This window comes from Fastidiosipila sanguinis, from assembly GCF_002998295.1.
GTDB lineage: Bacteria > Bacillota > Clostridia > Saccharofermentanales > Fastidiosipilaceae > Fastidiosipila > Fastidiosipila sanguinis.
On sequence record NZ_CP027226.1, the window covers coordinates 1,609,659 to 1,626,767 of the forward strand.

Annotated in this window: 14 protein-coding genes; 12 read left to right on the forward strand and 2 right to left on the reverse strand. The window is 30.7% G+C overall.

Features of this window, described 5'->3' with window-relative positions:
• Positions 1 to 199: 199 nt before the first annotated feature.
• The 6 genes from dnaA to C5Q98_RS07025 all read left to right on the forward strand — a co-directional run bounded on the left by dnaA (position 200) and on the right by C5Q98_RS07025 (position 7,526).
• Complete coding sequence (gene dnaA / locus C5Q98_RS07000; protein ID WP_242967372.1) at positions 200 to 1,582, forward strand: chromosomal replication initiator protein DnaA; 1,383 nt, start codon at positions 200 to 202, stop codon at positions 1,580 to 1,582.
• Positions 1,583 to 1,940: 358 nt separating this feature from the next.
• Positions 1,941 to 3,044 carry a DNA polymerase III subunit beta gene (gene dnaN / locus C5Q98_RS07005; RefSeq protein ID WP_106012920.1) on the forward strand — a complete coding sequence of 368 codons (1,104 nt, stop codon included), beginning with the start codon at positions 1,941 to 1,943 and terminating at the stop codon, positions 3,042 to 3,044.
• 18 nt (positions 3,045 to 3,062) lie between these two features.
• Complete coding sequence (recF, locus tag C5Q98_RS07010; RefSeq protein WP_106012921.1) at positions 3,063 to 4,250, forward strand: DNA replication/repair protein RecF; 1,188 nt, start codon at positions 3,063 to 3,065, stop codon at positions 4,248 to 4,250.
• Positions 4,251 to 4,268: 18 nt separating this feature from the next.
• The gene (gene remB, locus C5Q98_RS07890) at positions 4,269 to 4,529 is read left to right on the forward strand and encodes an extracellular matrix regulator RemB (protein WP_106012922.1); all 261 of its coding nucleotides are present in this window, start codon (positions 4,269 to 4,271) and stop codon (positions 4,527 to 4,529) included.
• A 199-nt stretch (positions 4,530 to 4,728) separates the two neighbouring features.
• Positions 4,729 to 6,666, forward strand: a complete 1,938-nt coding sequence (gyrB, locus tag C5Q98_RS07020; RefSeq protein WP_106013102.1) for a DNA topoisomerase (ATP-hydrolyzing) subunit B — start codon at positions 4,729 to 4,731, stop codon at positions 6,664 to 6,666.
• Positions 6,667 to 6,704: 38 nt separating this feature from the next.
• Positions 6,705 to 7,526 (forward strand): ParB/RepB/Spo0J family partition protein, encoded by an 822-nt coding sequence (locus tag C5Q98_RS07025; protein ID WP_106012923.1) that lies wholly within the window; start codon positions 6,705 to 6,707, stop codon positions 7,524 to 7,526.
• Between the two features lie 83 nt (positions 7,527 to 7,609).
• On the opposite strand, the gene C5Q98_RS07030 is transcribed toward C5Q98_RS07025, so the two are convergent.
• Positions 7,610 to 8,158: a hypothetical protein gene (locus C5Q98_RS07030; RefSeq protein ID WP_106012924.1), complete on the reverse strand. Its 549-nt coding sequence runs from the start codon at positions 8,156 to 8,158 to the stop codon at positions 7,610 to 7,612.
• Between the two features lie 547 nt (positions 8,159 to 8,705).
• Between C5Q98_RS07030 and C5Q98_RS07035 the strand changes: the two genes are divergently transcribed.
• The 5 genes from C5Q98_RS07035 to C5Q98_RS07715 all read left to right on the forward strand — a co-directional run bounded on the left by C5Q98_RS07035 (position 8,706) and on the right by C5Q98_RS07715 (position 13,254).
• Positions 8,706 to 10,316, forward strand: a complete 1,611-nt coding sequence (locus tag C5Q98_RS07035; RefSeq protein WP_106012925.1) for a hemolysin family protein — start codon at positions 8,706 to 8,708, stop codon at positions 10,314 to 10,316.
• 850 nt (positions 10,317 to 11,166) lie between these two features.
• The gene (locus C5Q98_RS07045; protein WP_106012927.1) at positions 11,167 to 11,784 is read left to right on the forward strand and encodes a hypothetical protein; all 618 of its coding nucleotides are present in this window, start codon (positions 11,167 to 11,169) and stop codon (positions 11,782 to 11,784) included.
• 352 nt (positions 11,785 to 12,136) lie between these two features.
• A complete protein-coding gene (locus C5Q98_RS07050; protein ID WP_158695741.1) occupies positions 12,137 to 12,562 on the forward strand; it encodes a hypothetical protein in 426 nt (141 codons plus the stop codon).
• A gap of 244 nt (positions 12,563 to 12,806) precedes the next feature.
• Positions 12,807 to 13,076, forward strand: coding sequence for a hypothetical protein (locus C5Q98_RS07055; protein WP_106012929.1), 270 nt, complete (start codon positions 12,807 to 12,809; stop codon positions 13,074 to 13,076).
• Between the two features lie 19 nt (positions 13,077 to 13,095).
• Complete coding sequence (locus tag C5Q98_RS07715) at positions 13,096 to 13,254, forward strand: hypothetical protein (protein WP_158695742.1); 159 nt, start codon at positions 13,096 to 13,098, stop codon at positions 13,252 to 13,254.
• A 222-nt stretch (positions 13,255 to 13,476) separates the two neighbouring features.
• Here C5Q98_RS07715 and C5Q98_RS07060 read toward each other — a convergent pair.
• Positions 13,477 to 14,897, reverse strand: a protein-coding gene (locus C5Q98_RS07060; protein ID WP_106011845.1) for an IS3 family transposase whose coding sequence is annotated in 2 segments (ribosomal slippage) — positions 13,477 to 14,330 and positions 14,330 to 14,897 — 1,422 coding nt in all. Because the reading frame shifts where the segments join, the coding sequence is not laid out codon by codon here.
• Positions 14,898 to 15,172: 275 nt separating this feature from the next.
• Between C5Q98_RS07060 and C5Q98_RS07065 the strand changes: the two genes are divergently transcribed.
• Positions 15,173 to 16,756, forward strand: a complete 1,584-nt coding sequence (locus C5Q98_RS07065; RefSeq protein ID WP_106012930.1) for a hypothetical protein — start codon at positions 15,173 to 15,175, stop codon at positions 16,754 to 16,756.
• Positions 16,757 to 17,109 lie beyond the last annotated feature (353 nt).

Consider the following 17,109-nt stretch of genomic DNA (forward strand, 5'->3'; position numbering starts at 1 on the left):
TGATACTTAATATAATACTATACATTGGCTTTAGTTTTACTTGTTTATTTTAATGTTGGTAATTACCATTTTAGTTGGCAATATTGTTACCAATATATTTAAAACAGTAAAAAAGGATAAAAATTTTAATATCTGATACAATAAAGTACACATTAAATTTATTTAGATAAATTTTTGGGATACTGGGAGACATTATAAGATGGGAATAAATGACGAAATTACTAATAAAATTGAGATAATTTGGAAGAAAGCATTAGACTTATTAGAGGATGAAGTTTCTGAAATTTCTTTTACAACTTGGCTTGAACCTCTAGAAGCTATACTTGCTAGTGATTCTAAATTTTTCTTAATGGCACCTAACGATTTCCACATTAGTTATTGTGAGAAATTTTCACCATTAATTGAGAATACATTAAACATAATTACTTCAAGGAAATTTGAAGTTGAATTCGTATTGAATAAAGAAGAGGCCCTTAGTAATTTAGAAGCTAAGTCATTCTCTGGTGAACCTTTAATTAAATATGAAACTGAATCCCAAAAACAAGCTCACAGTAACTCAGGAAAGCTTAATCCTAACTTTACCTTTGATAATTTTATTGTTGGTAACGGAAATAGATTTGCTCATGCAGCTTGTGTTGCCTTGGCACAAAATCCCCAAGCAAACACCTTCAATCCAATATTCTTATATGGAGGATCTGGATTAGGTAAAACTCACTTGATGCATGCCATTGGTAACTATATCAACCAAAATTTCCCTGATCAAAAAATTCTTTACGTACAGACAGAACAGTTTGTAAACGAGTTCATTTATACAATTCAGGTCAATAACTATGATGTTTTCCGCAATAAATATAGAAACTGTGACATTCTATTAATTGATGATATTCAATTTATTGCTGGTAAAGAAAGAATGCAGGAAGAGTTTTTCCATACATTTAATGCTTTATATGAATCAGGAAGCAATATTGTTATTACCTGTGATAAACCACCTCAAAGTCTATTAACTCTAGAAGAGAGACTAAGAACAAGGTTTTCATCTGGTTTAATTGTAGATATTCAAGCTCCTGATTATGAAACTAGAGTGGCAATTCTAAGACATAACGCAAAAATTAATAGACACAATATTAGTGATGATGTCGTTGAATATATTGCAAGTAATATTACATCTAATATTAGAGAGTTAGAGGGTGCTTACAATACAGTTATGGCATACTCCTTGCTCGCAGGTACTATTGATGTAGAAACTGCCAAGGATGCTCTAAAAGATATAATTCAACCAAAAACTATTAAACAAGTTACTCCTGAAATGATAATTGATATGGTTGTTTCATATTTTAATATTAGTAAAAGAGACCTTCTATCAAGTAAAAGATCTAAGAATGTAACTGAGCCACGTCAAATAGCTATGTATTTGTGCCGTGAAGTCCTCAATTTGCCTTTTAAAAAGATTGGTGAGGAGTTTGGTGGAAAAGATCACACAACAGTTATGCACGCTTGTACAAAGATTGAGAGCGTTATAAAGGATAATGATCCTTTAGTAGATGATATTGAAAATATACGTAAAAGAATTGATATAAACTAAAATTTTTGGTTAAACACATTTTTATGTGTATATGTTGAAAAGTTATTGTGGATTAAAGTGTATAAAAAGAGGATTTTTATAATTCACAAAATTCTCCACTTTAGTTCACAAAATTATTAACAAGTTATTAAGATAAAAAATTTACTCTAAAGCATTATTGTTACTATTTGTTGAGAAGTTTTCCATATTTTCCACAGAGCATAATAAGAAGAGTGATAAAATAACTATAAATAACACTTTTATTTTTTAAGCAAAACTTTATCAATTTACTACTTATATCTGATAAAGTATAATTATATAAACTTACTTAAATAATTATAAAACTTAATTAGTGTATGAATTAAGAGAGGAAGTCATAATGAAAATTGTTTGTTCAAAAAGTCAGTTAGATATGGCTATAAACCATGTTCAAAAAGCAGTTTCTGTAAGATCTACATTATCACTATTAGATAGTATATTGTTCGTTGCAAAAGATAATGAAGTTCATTTAACAGGATACGACCTAGAAACAGGAATTGAAGTTAGGTTTGAAGCTGATGTAATTCAAGAAGGAGAAATTTTACTAAATGCTAAGATGATTGCAGAAATCGTCAAGAAACTTCCTGATGAGACAATCAGTATTAGTTCAGATTCTCAATTTACAACTATTATTAGTTCTGGTAATTCTCAGTTTAATGTTAAAGGTTTAGATGCTAGTGATTATCCACAACTACCAGAAATTGATGCAAATGAGAAATTAACAATTCCTCAAAGTATGTTTAAAGAAATGATTAGCCAAACTATTTTTGCTGTTTCAACAGATGAATCTAGACCAGCTTTTAATGGTGCCTTATTAAATAGTAATAGTAACGTGGTTGAATTGGTTGCAATCGATGGTTTTAGGTTGGCAGTTAGAGTTGAAGAATTAGATTATGATATTCCAGATGTTAAGATTTTAATTCCAGGTAAAGCTCTAAAAAATATCCAATCAATTTTAGGTGATAATGGTGATTTAGAACTTTATACAACACAAAATCATATTAAAGTAAATGTTGGTGAAGTTACATTAATTTCAAGATTAATTCAACAAGACTTTATGGATTACCATAAAATCTTACCAAATACATATTCAACAAGAATTGAAATTAATACTAAAGACTTCTACCATGCTGTTGAAAGAGCTGATTTGATATTACCAAACCAAGATAGAAGATATCCAATGAGTTTAAAATTCACAGGTTCACAAATAATGAACGTAACAGCTACTACTAACGTTGGTAACATGGAAGATGGTGTTGAATTAAACTACTTTGACGGAGATGAGTTAGAAATTGATTTTAACCAAAGATATTTCTTAGACGCATTGAAAGTAATTAATGATGAAAATGTCACAGTAGAATTTAATGGTCCTGTTGGTCCATGTATAATTCAACCAGTTGAAGGTAATTACTTTACATACTTAATTTTACCATTGCGTAGATAATAAGAGCTGTGCAAATTTATGATTGTCAGCGAATTAACTTTACATAACTTTAGAAATTATAAAGATATTAATATTAAGCCGAATCCAGGTTTAAATGTTTTGTTCGGTCAAAATGGGCAGGGGAAAACTAATCTGGTGGAGGCTTTATATTTATGTGCTTGTGCCAGAAGCCATAGAACGGCTAAAGATATTGAATTAATTAAACATAATTCTAATAATTACAAAATAGATTTAAAATATTATTCTTCAAAAAAAGGTGAGATTGATTATTCATTTGAGAGACACCTTGGATTATTTTATGGAAAGAAAACTGGTAGCAGTAGTAATCAAAGAGTACTTTATAAAGATTATGTTCAATTAAATAAAACTGTTGATTTTGTTGGTAACTTTCATGCAGTTATGTTTGCACCAGAAGATTTAGAAATTGTTAAATCAGGTCCAGCTGTTAGAAGAAGATTTTTAGATTTATTATTATCTCAAATTAAAACTAGTTATTTTGTTGCGTTGCAAAATTATTTTAGAATTTTAAAACAACGAAACAACCTGTTGAAAAATTTCAGAGATGCAGAAAAATTTAAGCTAAACGAATTTGACTCAATCCAATTAGATATTTGGGATGAAGAATTAATAAACGTTGCAGTTTATATTGTAAACGAGAGAATAAACGTATTGGCAAAAATAAGTGAATACGCAAGGAGTATTCATAAGCATATTTCAGATGGTAGAGAGTATATAAGTTTCAAATATATGAGCAATACTAAAATTCATGAGGATATGAATGAGACTGAGATGAAGGAAGCCTTTACCAATAGGTTGAAACAAAATAGATCGAGAGATATTGCATTAGGATCAACTTCATATGGTCCACATCGAGATGATTTTGATATATATATTAATGAATATAATGCTAGAAATTATGCTTCACAAGGACAACAGAGAACCATCGTGTTGGCACTCAAAATGGCTGAGTTGCAAATTATTGAAGATATTACCAATGAAGTACCAATACTTTTATTAGATGATGTTTTAAGTGAATTAGATCAAACTAGAAGAGAAAAATTAATAAATAGTTTAGAAAATACTCAAATTTTTATAACAACAACAGATCCTGAACAACTTGATAAAAACTGGTTAAGTAATTCTAAAAAACATGGAATTTCTTACTTCAAAGTTGATTCTGCATCGGTGCAAGAGCTATCTAATTAGAAAGGGCTTTGTGTTATAATGTACTTACATATTGGTGGAGAATATCAGATATCTACGAGATATATAATTGCGATATTTGATATAGATGAAATTACAAGAGAGAATAATTTAATATCACTAGAATTTCTTAGTAATATAGAAAAAAATAAATTTCTCGACATTGTTTCTTTAGAAATTCCAAGGTCTTTAATTATAACTTTGGATAGAAATTATTTGTCACCAATATCAGCCGACACACTTAAACAACGCATAAAAAATGGGATAAAAAATTACTATTAAATTAGTATGAAAGGAAATCAGAGTGTTAGATAACAAAGATAATATTAATCCAGATATAAATAATAATGATACTGAAGATATTAAAAGTAAGTCAAATAATATTGACAATCTAAATATTGATTCAGATCAATTAATTAATGAAGCTGATGATGTAACAGCTTTGAGTGATGACGATGGTTTTGTAGAAAGAATTATCGATATCGATGAAAATCAGGATGCCTTTGATACTACCAACGAGAGGGTTTACGATGAAAGTGCTATTACTGTTTTGGAAGGTTTAGAAGCAGTAAGAAAAAGACCTGGTATGTATATTGGTGATACTACTACACGTGGTCTACATCACTTACTGTATGAGATTGTTGCCAACTCAGTTGATGAAGCGTTGGCAGGTCGTTGCGACCAAATAGAAGTTATTTTAAACAAGGATGGTTCCGTTACTGTTATAGATGATGGTAGTGGTATTCCTGTTGGTGAGCATCCACAGATGAAGATACCAACCGTTGAAGTGGTTCATACCCAATTGCATGCTGGTGGTAAATTCGGAGAAGGTGCTTATAGTATTTCTGGTGGTTTACATGGTGTTGGTGCTTCCGTTGTCAATGCGTTGAGTGAATGGATGGATGTTTACGTTAAACGTAACGGTAATATCTATAAAATGAGTTTTGCAAGAGGTAAAACAACCAGCAAATTAGAAATCGTTGGTACCGTTGACAATGGTGAAACAGGAACAACAACCATATTTAAACCAGATCCTGAGATTTTCCCTGAGAATGAATTTGATTTCGATACAATTATAACCAGATATAGAGAGATGGCTTTCTTAAATAGTGAAGTAAGCATTGATCTTATTGATGACAGAGATGATGAGGAAGTTAAGAAGGTATCTTTACACTATGAAGGTGGAATAATAGCTTTCGTAGAGTATTTAAATAGAAAGAAACATCCAATTCATGAGGATCCTATTTATATAGCAACATCTGGTGATGAAGGTTATGTAGAAATTTCTATGCAATATACAACAAGCTATACCGAGAATGTATATTCTTATGCTAATAACATAGCAACAACCGAAGGTGGTACTCATTTAACTGGTTTTAGGTCAGCTTTGACAAAAGTTATTAATGATTATCTAAGAAATAACAACTTAATTAAGGACTCTGAAGCCAATTTAACCGGTGATGACGTTAGAGAAGGTCTGACAGCAATTATTAGCGTTAAACTTCCAGATCCTCAATTTGAGGGACAGACTAAGGGTAGACTCGGTAATAGCTATATGAGAACTATGGTGGAACAAGTCATGAATGACAAGTTACCAGCCTATCTAGAAGAGCACCCACAAGAAGCACGAGCAATTGCAGAAAAAGTTTTAGCCGCATCTAGAGCAAGAATTGCAGCTAGAAAAGCAAGAGAAATGACTCGTAGAAAAACTGTCTTTGATAATAACTCCTTACCTGGAAAATTAGCGGATTGCCAAAGCAATGATCCAAAATTAACTGAATTATTTATTGTTGAGGGAGACTCTGCGGGTGGTACAGCTAAAATTGGTAGAGAGAGAAAGTATCAGGCAATCTTAGCATTATGGGGCAAAATGCTCAATGTAGAGCGTTCAAGAATTGACAAAGTCTTCTCAAATGAGAAACTTCAACCTATAGTTATGGCATTAGGAACTGGTATAGGCGAAGATTTTGACATAAGTAAGCTAAGATATGGAAAAATAATTATCATGGCTGACGCTGACGTTGATGGAGCACACATTAGAACGTTATTGCTAACATTCTTCTATAGATACCTTAAAGAATTAGTTGATGAAGGTCATGTTTATGTTGCATGTCCACCTCTATATAAAATTAGTAATGGTAAAGAAGATGTTTATGCATATGATGAAGCTGAAGCAGCTAAAATAATTGAAGAAAAAGGCTGGAAGAATCCTAAGATGCAAAGATTTAAAGGTCTTGGTGAGATGGATGCTGAACAGCTATGGGAAACTACAATGGATCCTGCTAATAGAAAATTGCTACAAGTTAAGGCAGAAGATATAACTGAAGCAGATGAAACAATAAGCGTTCTTATGGGTGATGAAGTTGAACCAAGAAGAGAATTTATTGAAGAAAATGCTGAAAAGGCTGAAATAGATTAAAAAAGGTTCCACGTGGAACCTTTTTGGTATTTAATAATATGAATAATAATAACGAAGAAAAAATATTGAATATCCCAATATTTTCGATAACACCAGACAAAGATCAACCACGAAAGATTTTTGCCGAAGATGCGTTGCAAGATCTTGCCAACTCTATTGCCAATAATGGTGTAATAGTACCAATTATTGTAAAAAGTTTAGATGATGGCAAATATCAAATTATTGCCGGTGAACGAAGATGGAGGGCATCAATACTAGCTAATCAAGAAACTATTCCTGCGATTGTACGTGATACCAACGAGTTGACAAAGCATATACAAGCGTTGATTGAAAACGTGCAACGAGATGATTTAAATGCATTAGAAGAAGCTTTAGCTTATCAAGAACTTGTTGATAAATTCAATCTATCTCATGCAAAACTAGCTGAGCAGATTGGTAAAAGTAGAACAACTATTACCAATAGTTTAAGGTTATTAAGATTACCTGAAACTGTTCAAAACCTTCTATTAGAAGATATAATTACTAATGGACATGCAAAAGCTCTTTTGGGTTTAGAAACAGATTGGCAAATAGAAGAACTTGCTTACCAAATTGTTGAAGATAATTTGTCAGTTAGGGAAACTGAAAAATTAGTAAATCAACGTAGAAATAATAAACTTTTAGAACCCGAATTAAGTAGAGATGAAATAAAAAAACTTAAACAGTTAGAAAATCAAATTAAAAAAATTGAAAGCGATTTATCTAATAAATTTTCTAGCAAAGTTAAAATTAACCTAAATAAAGACCAAAAAGGACAAATAAAAATTAAGTTTGCTAATCTAGACGATTTAGATAGAGTTCTAGATTTATTACAAGACTAGTAAACATGAAAAGTAAATAAAAAAACAAGTAAGTTGTTACCAACAGCTTACTTGTTCTATTATTTGCATTTTGTACTAGTTTATTAATTATTATTTTGACTTTCAGAATCTTCTTCTTTGTCTCGACCAAATAATTTAGCAAGTAAGGATGGTTTTTTCTTCTTCTTAGCCTCTTCTTGAGCCATCATTGCTTTTAGTAATAGAGTGTCAGTTCTTTTCCTTGCCTCTTCATACTCTCTACGTTCTTCAATAGCGTTTTGTTTATCCTGTTCACGCAATGCTCTAGTTTGTGCTAATTCATTCTTTAGTAATTGTACTTCAGTTCTTAAACGTTCATTATCATCCTTTAAATAGGTCAATAATTCTTCTTGAATTTCATCAGGATTGCTAATTTTCATTTGTTGTAAATCGCTGTCTTCTGTATTGGTAACATCCTTTGTAAAAGGGTCATTAAGTTGCATTAGTGATGCCAATAATTTAACACCTTCAACAGAAAGAGATTTCTTGTTGTTTACGGTAGATACATGAGGATCAAGTTCCTTTTTGTCTTGTTGCAATCGTTTGTAAACGGCTTGAGTAGTTATTTCCAACAAGTTGGCAACTTCTAAAATGCTGTAGAATTCTTTTTCCATAAATACCTCCAGTATTTTTATGAATGTAAATTAACTATAGTTTATAACAAGATTATTTATATATCAATATTTATTTTACATTCGCGAAAAAACATATTACCAACGTTGTAAATTATTTGGCAACGACACCTATATATGTTGCAAACAGAGAAAATATAGTCTCATAGATTACAATATAATCGTAAGGAAAAGCATAAGTAATATTGCCAACTAGCTATATTTAAGTTGGTAAGCAAAATTAAAAAAATAAAACTTTTTAAAAATTTAATATCAGTAATAAATCCTTCTTGTTATATTGAATTTTAACTTAGCATTTTTAATTTAAACTAAATTCAACAAAAGCCTTCAAAAACTATATAAAAACACAAAAAATTAACAAATTAATTTGCTTTATACCTATATTTAAAGCTACAATAGTAGCAATAAACTTATTCTAAACAATATCTGAGATTTTATTTTTTTCTAAACCATAATTTTAATCAAAAAGATTAAAAGGTACTTAGATTAAAGTCTCAATTTTAATTGTAATTTAGGAGGAATGAAATAAGTGGAAGACCCCTGGTTGTGTAGCTTAATTGACTTACCAAGTAAATTGGGCGTTTTTGCTCAAACTGGAACTACTAGTACTGTTGTAAATGGAAAAAATATTTGGGGAGAATTACTAGTAGTATTTATTTTATTGTTAGTTAATGGATTCTTTGCAGCCTCTGAGATGGCTGTTGTCTCAGCAAATGACAACAAGATTTTAGGTGAAGCTGAACGTGGAAATAAAAAAGCTAAACTTTTATTACGTTTTATAGAAGATTCTGGTAACTTTTTGTCTGTTATTCAAGTAGGAATTACTTTTGCAGGATTTTTATCAAGTTCTTTTGCAGGTGAGAGTTTTGCAGGACGTTTAGCTGAGTTAATTCAACCAAATGGACCTAGCGATTTTGTTTATACCTTGTCTTTGATACTTGTTACGTTGATAATTTCTTTTCTTTCTATTGTTGTTGGTGAAATGGTGCCTAAGCAAATTGCTCTTGCTAATCCCGAGAAATATGCTTTATCAGTTGTTTCAATACTCAGAGGCATTGAGTTGGTATTTAAACCTATTACCTGGCTTATAAATCGATCTGTCAACGTAATATTAAGATTATTTAAGATTGACCCAGAAGCAAACCAAGATGTTGCCTCCGAAGAAGAAATTAGAATGATCTTAGATCAAGGTAAGAGAAGTGGAAGTATTTTGGACACTGAAAGTGAAATGATAGTTAATATCTTTGACTTCGATGACAAGGAAGTATCAGAGATAATGACTCACAGAACCAATGTTTTTGCTTTGGATATTGATTTGACCTTAGAGGAAGTAATTAATGAAGTTGTTCATGAGAAATACAGTAGAATCCCTGTATATGAGGATGATATCGATAATATTATTGGTACACTCCATTTGAAAGATCTTTTATACTTCTTAACTACGAATAATGACCCTAATAATAATGATCAATTCTCAAATTCTGAATTGAGCGATAATTTTGATTTTAGAAAGATAATTCGTCAAGCATATTGGGTGCCTGAGAGTAAACATACGAATGAGCTTTTACAAGAGATGCAGAACAACCACGTTTCAATCGCCGTTGTAGTTGATGAATACGGTGGTACTGCTGGTATTGTTACTATCGAGGACTTATTGGAAGAAATCGTTGGTAACATACAAGATGAATATGACGAAGAAGATTTTGGAATTCATAAGGTTGGTAAGAATAAGTATCAGGTTTCCGGTATGGCGACTCCAGAAGAGATTATGAGAGTCTTGCCACAGGCTTATTTCCCTGATGATAGCGAGGAAAAAGATTACGACTATGATACGATTGCTGGTTTAATACTAGCTCTATTAGGTAAAATTCCTGATGACGATGAAGAAGTTGAAGTCGCATACAAGAATATGATTTTCAGAGTTTTATCCATGGATGATAAACGTATTGATAAAATTGAGTTAGAGATAACTAGTTCAGCTAGAAAATACCTTGAAGTTGAACGTAGACGTGAAGAAGAGGAGAAGATTAGAGCTGAAGAAGAGCGAGAGAAACTTCGTCAAGAGCTATATGACGTTAAGTCAAGCGACAGAGATGAAGATATCTTCGATGACTTAGACTTTGATGCTGAGCAAGATTAAGTAAAGTGTGATAACCCTGAGATTTGATTAATCAGGGTTTATCGACCTAAAAAGATAATTATTAATTTTAGATAATATCTTTGCAGCATTGTGACATATGGAGTCTTATAAAAATAAAGTGCTTTGTAATGTATTGTTTACAGTAATTATATGCCAAAATCTCACGAAAGAGAATATACAGAAGAGCTCCAAAGTCACCATTTAAATGATTTCAAAAAAGATGGTGAATTAGAACAAAAGAAAAAGAGCTTTTAACCAAAGAAGAATTTCAAGATATCAATATAAGATCTGATGATTTCGAGGCCTAATTTTAACCCATCAAATCCAGTATACATCAAACAAAAACAGATTTATAGACTTCCGCTTGCAGATTTATTCTGTTAAAATATGGTTAAGAAATAATTACCATAGGAAGTGGTTTTATGAGAGATATCAACTATTGATTTAAATTACACAAAAGGTATATTTTTGAAGATATCTGGGGGGCAATTATGAAAAAAAGTGATTTATTTTTCGGTATAATTTTTATACTTTTATCAATACTAAGTGCGACAGTTTTCTTTACACAAGTTAAACCAAATATGTATTTATTGATGTTATCTATAGCATTACTAATCTCTGGACTAATTCTTCTAATAAAGTTTTTATGGAAAATCTGGAGTAAAAAATGAAAAAATATCTGTAAAAATTTATCCATTATCACGTTAATGGCAATATTGTTTTAAATAACCAATAAAATTTTGAAAGCAAGTGAACTTAATAGTGAGTATCCATATCCAGACGAACTCTCAGCATTAACAATAGATTTGATTAAAAATAGTTATTTAGATATGTTTTAGGAATTATGCATATGATTTTGAAAGAAAATAAATATAACGAAACTGACAATAACTTGACAAAGAAAGTAATCATTTCTCTATCAATGATAATATTGATTTTATTGATATTATTTGTCCCCTATACAAGTAGTATCCAGAAAACTATTCCTTCTGTACATAAAAATGCAGAAGGAATATATCAAAAAAGTTACATATACATTTCTGGCGAAGTAAAAAGCACAGTTTTTAGAAATTTATATAGTTCCATTTTTAATAAAAATTATGATAATGATCCCTATTGGTACTTCAAAGGAATAATTGCTCCAGCAGAACTTATAGATAACGAATCTGATACGATAGACTACGCAACTGATCTTCAACTTAATTCAAATGGGGAGCTATATTACCTACATATAATAGATTTTAAAGGTGGAGGTCTAAAGACAAATCACTCATTAGACATCATCTCAGATGATAATATGTCAAAAATAATAATATTTGAGAACCTTAAGCCAGTTACAAATATACCTAGAGATGTGCATAAAATTCCTTTTTGGTTAGGGCCTGAATTTAGTGAAGAAAGCGCATACGAACTTTTTGAAAAACAATACATCTCAAGTTATTACAACTTAACGAAACGAACTGAGTAAGAAAAAGAGAGATAAGTATTTGAGTACAACAAAAGTACTATTAAGATTTGACTTTAATGGGGTTAGGTTATCTCCCTAGTGATGTAGGTGTAATATTCGGAATAATTAGAAACGCAATAAATTTAGCTGAAGTTGTAAAAAAAGCACCAGAAAAACAATGATTTTAAAAAATGAAAAATTCACTTATGTTGTGCACTGACTGTTGAATACATGGATAGCGGGGTAATATATGGTTTCTTGTAAAAAATTTGATGGAAAAAAATTCTTAAAAATAATTTTGATAATACTCTTAATAATCATATTCTCATTAACTATATTTTGGTGGTGTTACACTCCTTCTATTAGCTCTTTTTTGTCAAACAAACCTACAGAAGCCACTATATATCTTGACGTTTATAAATCTACTGAGCAGTTAAAGAAAGAAAAAGCAGACTTTATGGATACAGGAGCATCATTTGAAAGTTATGAATTAGCTATAAATAAAAGAGAACAATTAGATAAACTAATCGAATTTTTTGATAATATCAATTTAAGAATTGATATATTCACAACCCTTAATAATTTTTTAGGCGTACAAGGTAAAAATATGCCAGAAGGATTTGAATATCTAATTTTTACATCTCTTGTATACACTGAAAACAAGAGTGATTCATTATTTTTTTCAAGATTAGAGTTCGATGGTCCTGGTAAAATAAAATACAAAATAATCAATAACGATAAGATTGATAAACTAGTAGACTACGTAAAGGTTAATGGTCAACCTCTAGAAAACGAGTAACTTAAAAAAGCTTTAACCAAAGAAGAATTTCAAGATATCAATATAAGATCTGATGATTTCGAGGCCTAATTTTAACCCATCAAATCCAGTATACATCAAACAAAAACAGATTTATAGACTTCCGCTTGTAGATTTATTCTGTTAAAATATGGTTAAGAAACAATTACCATAAGAGATGGTTTTATGAGAGTGATGAGTTATTGAGTTTATCAGTAATTAGTGAAATTTAAAAAAGAGGATAAAAATGAATAAAAAAATGAATAAAAAAATATTATTTAATAGATCCATATACAGTATCTGTATAGTTTTCATATTATCTTTTTTCCCATTTGCTATAAAATTCGAAGAAACAAATTTATTAATGGGCTTCCCAGTAGAATTCTATACAATTTATTTAAATCATAAATCAATGCATTTTAACTTGGGCCATTTCATCGTTAATTCTATGGCTGTTTATTTGCTACTATCAGCAGCTGCTTTTATTGCTAATAAGATAAAACATTATAAAGAATAAAATCTAAAGGAAAATCAAAATGAAAAAAATATACAAAGATCATTACAAGAATAGAGCAGGCTATCTTCCGTTATCTATATATTTTTTAATTTTATCTGTCCTTAATTTTGGTAACGGTAGATATATATTTTTGGGTACAGCAATAATATTTTTAACAATGTACATGTCGAAAGATTAGTCATATTAGATAGCGTTTATAATTTAAGAGAGGGATATTTTCCCCTCTCTTTTTTGTCTTAAATGTAGAGAGTTCCTTACAAAACTAAAGGAGATTTTATACTCATTTTAATCTATAAAAATCTTTCAAAAATTGAAGCAGTTTTTAGTGAATCGAAAATGATGTGACCCCCAAAAGTTAGACTTTTTTAGCGTAGCAGTTTATATGACTGCTACGCTATTTTTATGCAGCCAAGAGTCTAAGCCTGTATTGCACTGGACTTAGCCATCCTAATTTTTCTTTAATCCTTTGTTCATTATAATACTTTATATATCGTTCTATTTCTGACTTTAGCTCATCATAGCTATAGTAAGTAACACCATAATAGATTTCTTGCTTAAGTAGTCCAAAGAAGTTCTCCATAACAGCGTTATCACGACAGTTGCCCTTACGAGACATACTTTGGAAGATTCTTTCTTCTTTTAGACGATGAGAGTATGCTTTCATTTGGTAAGCCCAGCCTTGATCCGAATGGAAAGTCCTTCTATATTTGCAATCTGATGTTATTGCAATAGCCTGTTCCAATGCACCCATGACATTTTTAGCAGAAGGATTCTTGTCAATTGCATAGCTTATTATTTCACCATTACACATATCCATAAATGGATCCAGATAGAGCTTATGCATTGTCATGTGACCCTTAGCATTAATCTCATAATACTTAAACTCTGTAGTATCTGTTGTAATCTTCTGATGTGGAATATATGTATTAAATCGTCTCCTTATGCGATTAGGAGCAACCGTTCCGACTTTACCTTTGTACGAACTGTACTTTCGGCTCTTTCGAGTGAAGGAGGTAACCTGCAAAACAAGTTTTTGCATTATACGTTGTACTTTCTTTTTGTTCACACAGTAGCCTTGGTTTCTTAATTCTCCAACCACTCGACGATAACCATAATTCTTGTGAGTCTCTCTGATTTCAATAATCTTATCCTCGATTTCTTTATCAGGGTTCTCTCTATAGAATCTTTTCTGCCAGTACATATATGTTGCTTTAGGCATGCTTGTATAAGAGAGAAGGTCTTTTAGTTTGAATTCTCCTCGGAGACTGTTGATGACGAGTGCCGTTCTCTCATTTTTGCCTCGTCCTCTAAACGCAGTCTCCTCAGTTCTTTTAAAAAGGCATTCTCAATTTTTAGTTTAAGCAATTCATCTTCTAGTTCTTTAACATATTCTGCACTTGTATCAACTATTTTTTCTTCTAATTGTTTAGCTTTACTATCTATCTTAGGTTTATCCAATTTTCTCTTTCGACCTTTCTTACGAGGTTTCAAAGCATCAGGACCAGCAACACGAAAGCGGTTAACCCAGTTACAAATCATACTTGGATTGTTTATACCTTCTCGGATCGCCAAGTCTTGGTATGAAATCTCACTTGATAGATATAACTCTACAACATAAAGCTTCTTTTCGAAAGAATATTTTGCTTTTTTACGAGAACGCATTAATCCTTCATCGCCAAACGCCTTATATGCATTGATCCATTTGCGTATTTGAGAATTAGAGCCAAATCCATATTTTTTAGAAAGATAATCCAGTCCACCTTTACCATCCAAATATTCTAAAACAACTTTCTTCTTGAATTCAAAACTATGTTTTGCCATAAAAATACCGACCTCCCAATCGTTAGATTTTGGTCTAACTTTTGGGGGTCGGTACAAAATCAGATAGACTTTTTTAGTAGGTTTTTTTAGTAAATAGTAAACTGGAGACTGGCTTCTTAATTAAGTATAACGAGACTTAAAAGCGTAAATGCCCAAAACAAAAATTCTAAAATTAGGTAATATTTAATAATGGAAAATTTACTAATTTTAATAGTATTGATGTATTATAATAATTAAATATATTTGTAAGATAAGAGGAAAGTTGGAATATATCTATGGCGAGAAAAGAAGATGTTCAAACACAATATGATAGCAAGGCCGAAAGAGCAAGGGCAGAGAGAGAAGCAAGGTTAGAAGCACAAAAAAATCGTGACGGTTCACATAAGCCACACAAGGGGAAAACAAAATTAGGCAAAAAAATTCTAACAGTTATCTTAGCTCTATTAGCTGTAGCTGCTATTACTATTACAATTCTATGGCAAACTGGAGTAATTCAAAGAAATCTAAACGCAATTACTATTGCTGATAATAATGTAACTATTAATGAGTACAACTATAACTACAATACATTAGTTGGTACTTATACAAGATATTTTGGTAAAGGTGGTTTACTAGATAAAAAAGCGGATTCATCTGCTGCAACAAAAGAAGATTTAACATGGGGAGAATTCTTCGAAAAGACAACAAACAAAAATCTACAACAAGTTAATTTACTTTACCAAGAAGCTGTTAAATCAGGATTTGAACTATCTGAAGAAAACGTCAAAGAAATTGATAATTACATTGAAAGTATGAAGCAACAAACAGGTTCACCTTTGAACTTTGAAATTTACTTGCAAAATCTCTACGGCAAAGGTATGAACGTTGATTCATTGCGTGAATTAATGCTAAAAAATAAGTTAGCTACTGAATTTGCAAACAAAAAACCTTCTACTTATGAAATTAGTCAAGAAGAGATTGATAAAGAATACAATGAAAATACAAATAAATATGATTTAGTTACATTTAATAGCTTCCAAATTGTTACAGATACTAAAGATTCTGAAGATAAGGCTTTGACATCAGAAGAATTGAAAAAAGCTAAGGAAAAATCAGAAGCTAAAGCAAAAGAATCTGTAGAGAAAATTAGCAAAGGCGAAGAGTTCAAGAAAGTCGCAATTGAGATGGCTACAGATGAGAAGAGCAAAGAAAAACTACAAAAATCAGAAGATGACCTCACTCTACAAGAAAATATTACTTTATCAAACTTGACTAACAAAGATATTCTAGATTGGTTAACAGCAAAAGATAGAAAAGCTGGAGATGTCAAATATTTTGAAATAGGGGATAATTACCAGATCTTGAAATTTGGTGAAAGAAAAGCAGATACAAGAAATATTGCTGATGTTAGAATTTCAAGATTCAGTCTATATGACTCAAAGGGTAATGAGATAACTGAAGAACAAAAGAAAGCTGTTAAAAATAATGCGGTAGGAATGACTAAAGCAATTAACAGTGAAGCTGATTTTGAAAAATTTGATAAAGAAGCAAAAGATAATAAAGATAGTGAGAAAATTCTACAAAGTGAATCTGTAAAATACGAAAATGTGGATGCAATGAATGAAGCAAAATTACAGAAAAAAGTATTGGACTTTGTACTATCTCCTGAAGCTCAAACAGGAAAAACTGAGTTAATTGAGACAGATACTTTCATCTATGTAGTACATATAGTAGATAAAAAAGATGTTACAAGTAAAGATCATCAAATCATAAGTGCACTTCAAATGAAAAAATCTGAAGAAGACCTTAAGAAATTAACTGAAGCTCCAAAAAACCAAGTTAAACCTGTTTACCCAGGTTACTGGTTCGCCAAGAGATAATAGAGATATAAGATAATCTTATTTACATCACATATATCATTAGATTAAAGAATGCCGAGTTGTAATAACTCGGCATTTTTATTTTAGAAATCAAAACTATAAATCTCTTAAAACTCAACAAATAACTATTTTTTAAAATCCTTTTGTGCAATAAGTAGAAAATTCATCACCTGAAATAGAAAAATCTCTAAAATATAGAAAAACAGCTGTAAATGCGCGTAAACGTTGACCTGACGGCTTTTGAGGTGCTATCATGTAAAAACGCTTAATGAGATTTTAGGCTTTTGTGTGCTTTTTTTAGATTTTTTGGATAAATTACTACTTGCATAATTGGGAATTGTACGATATAGAAG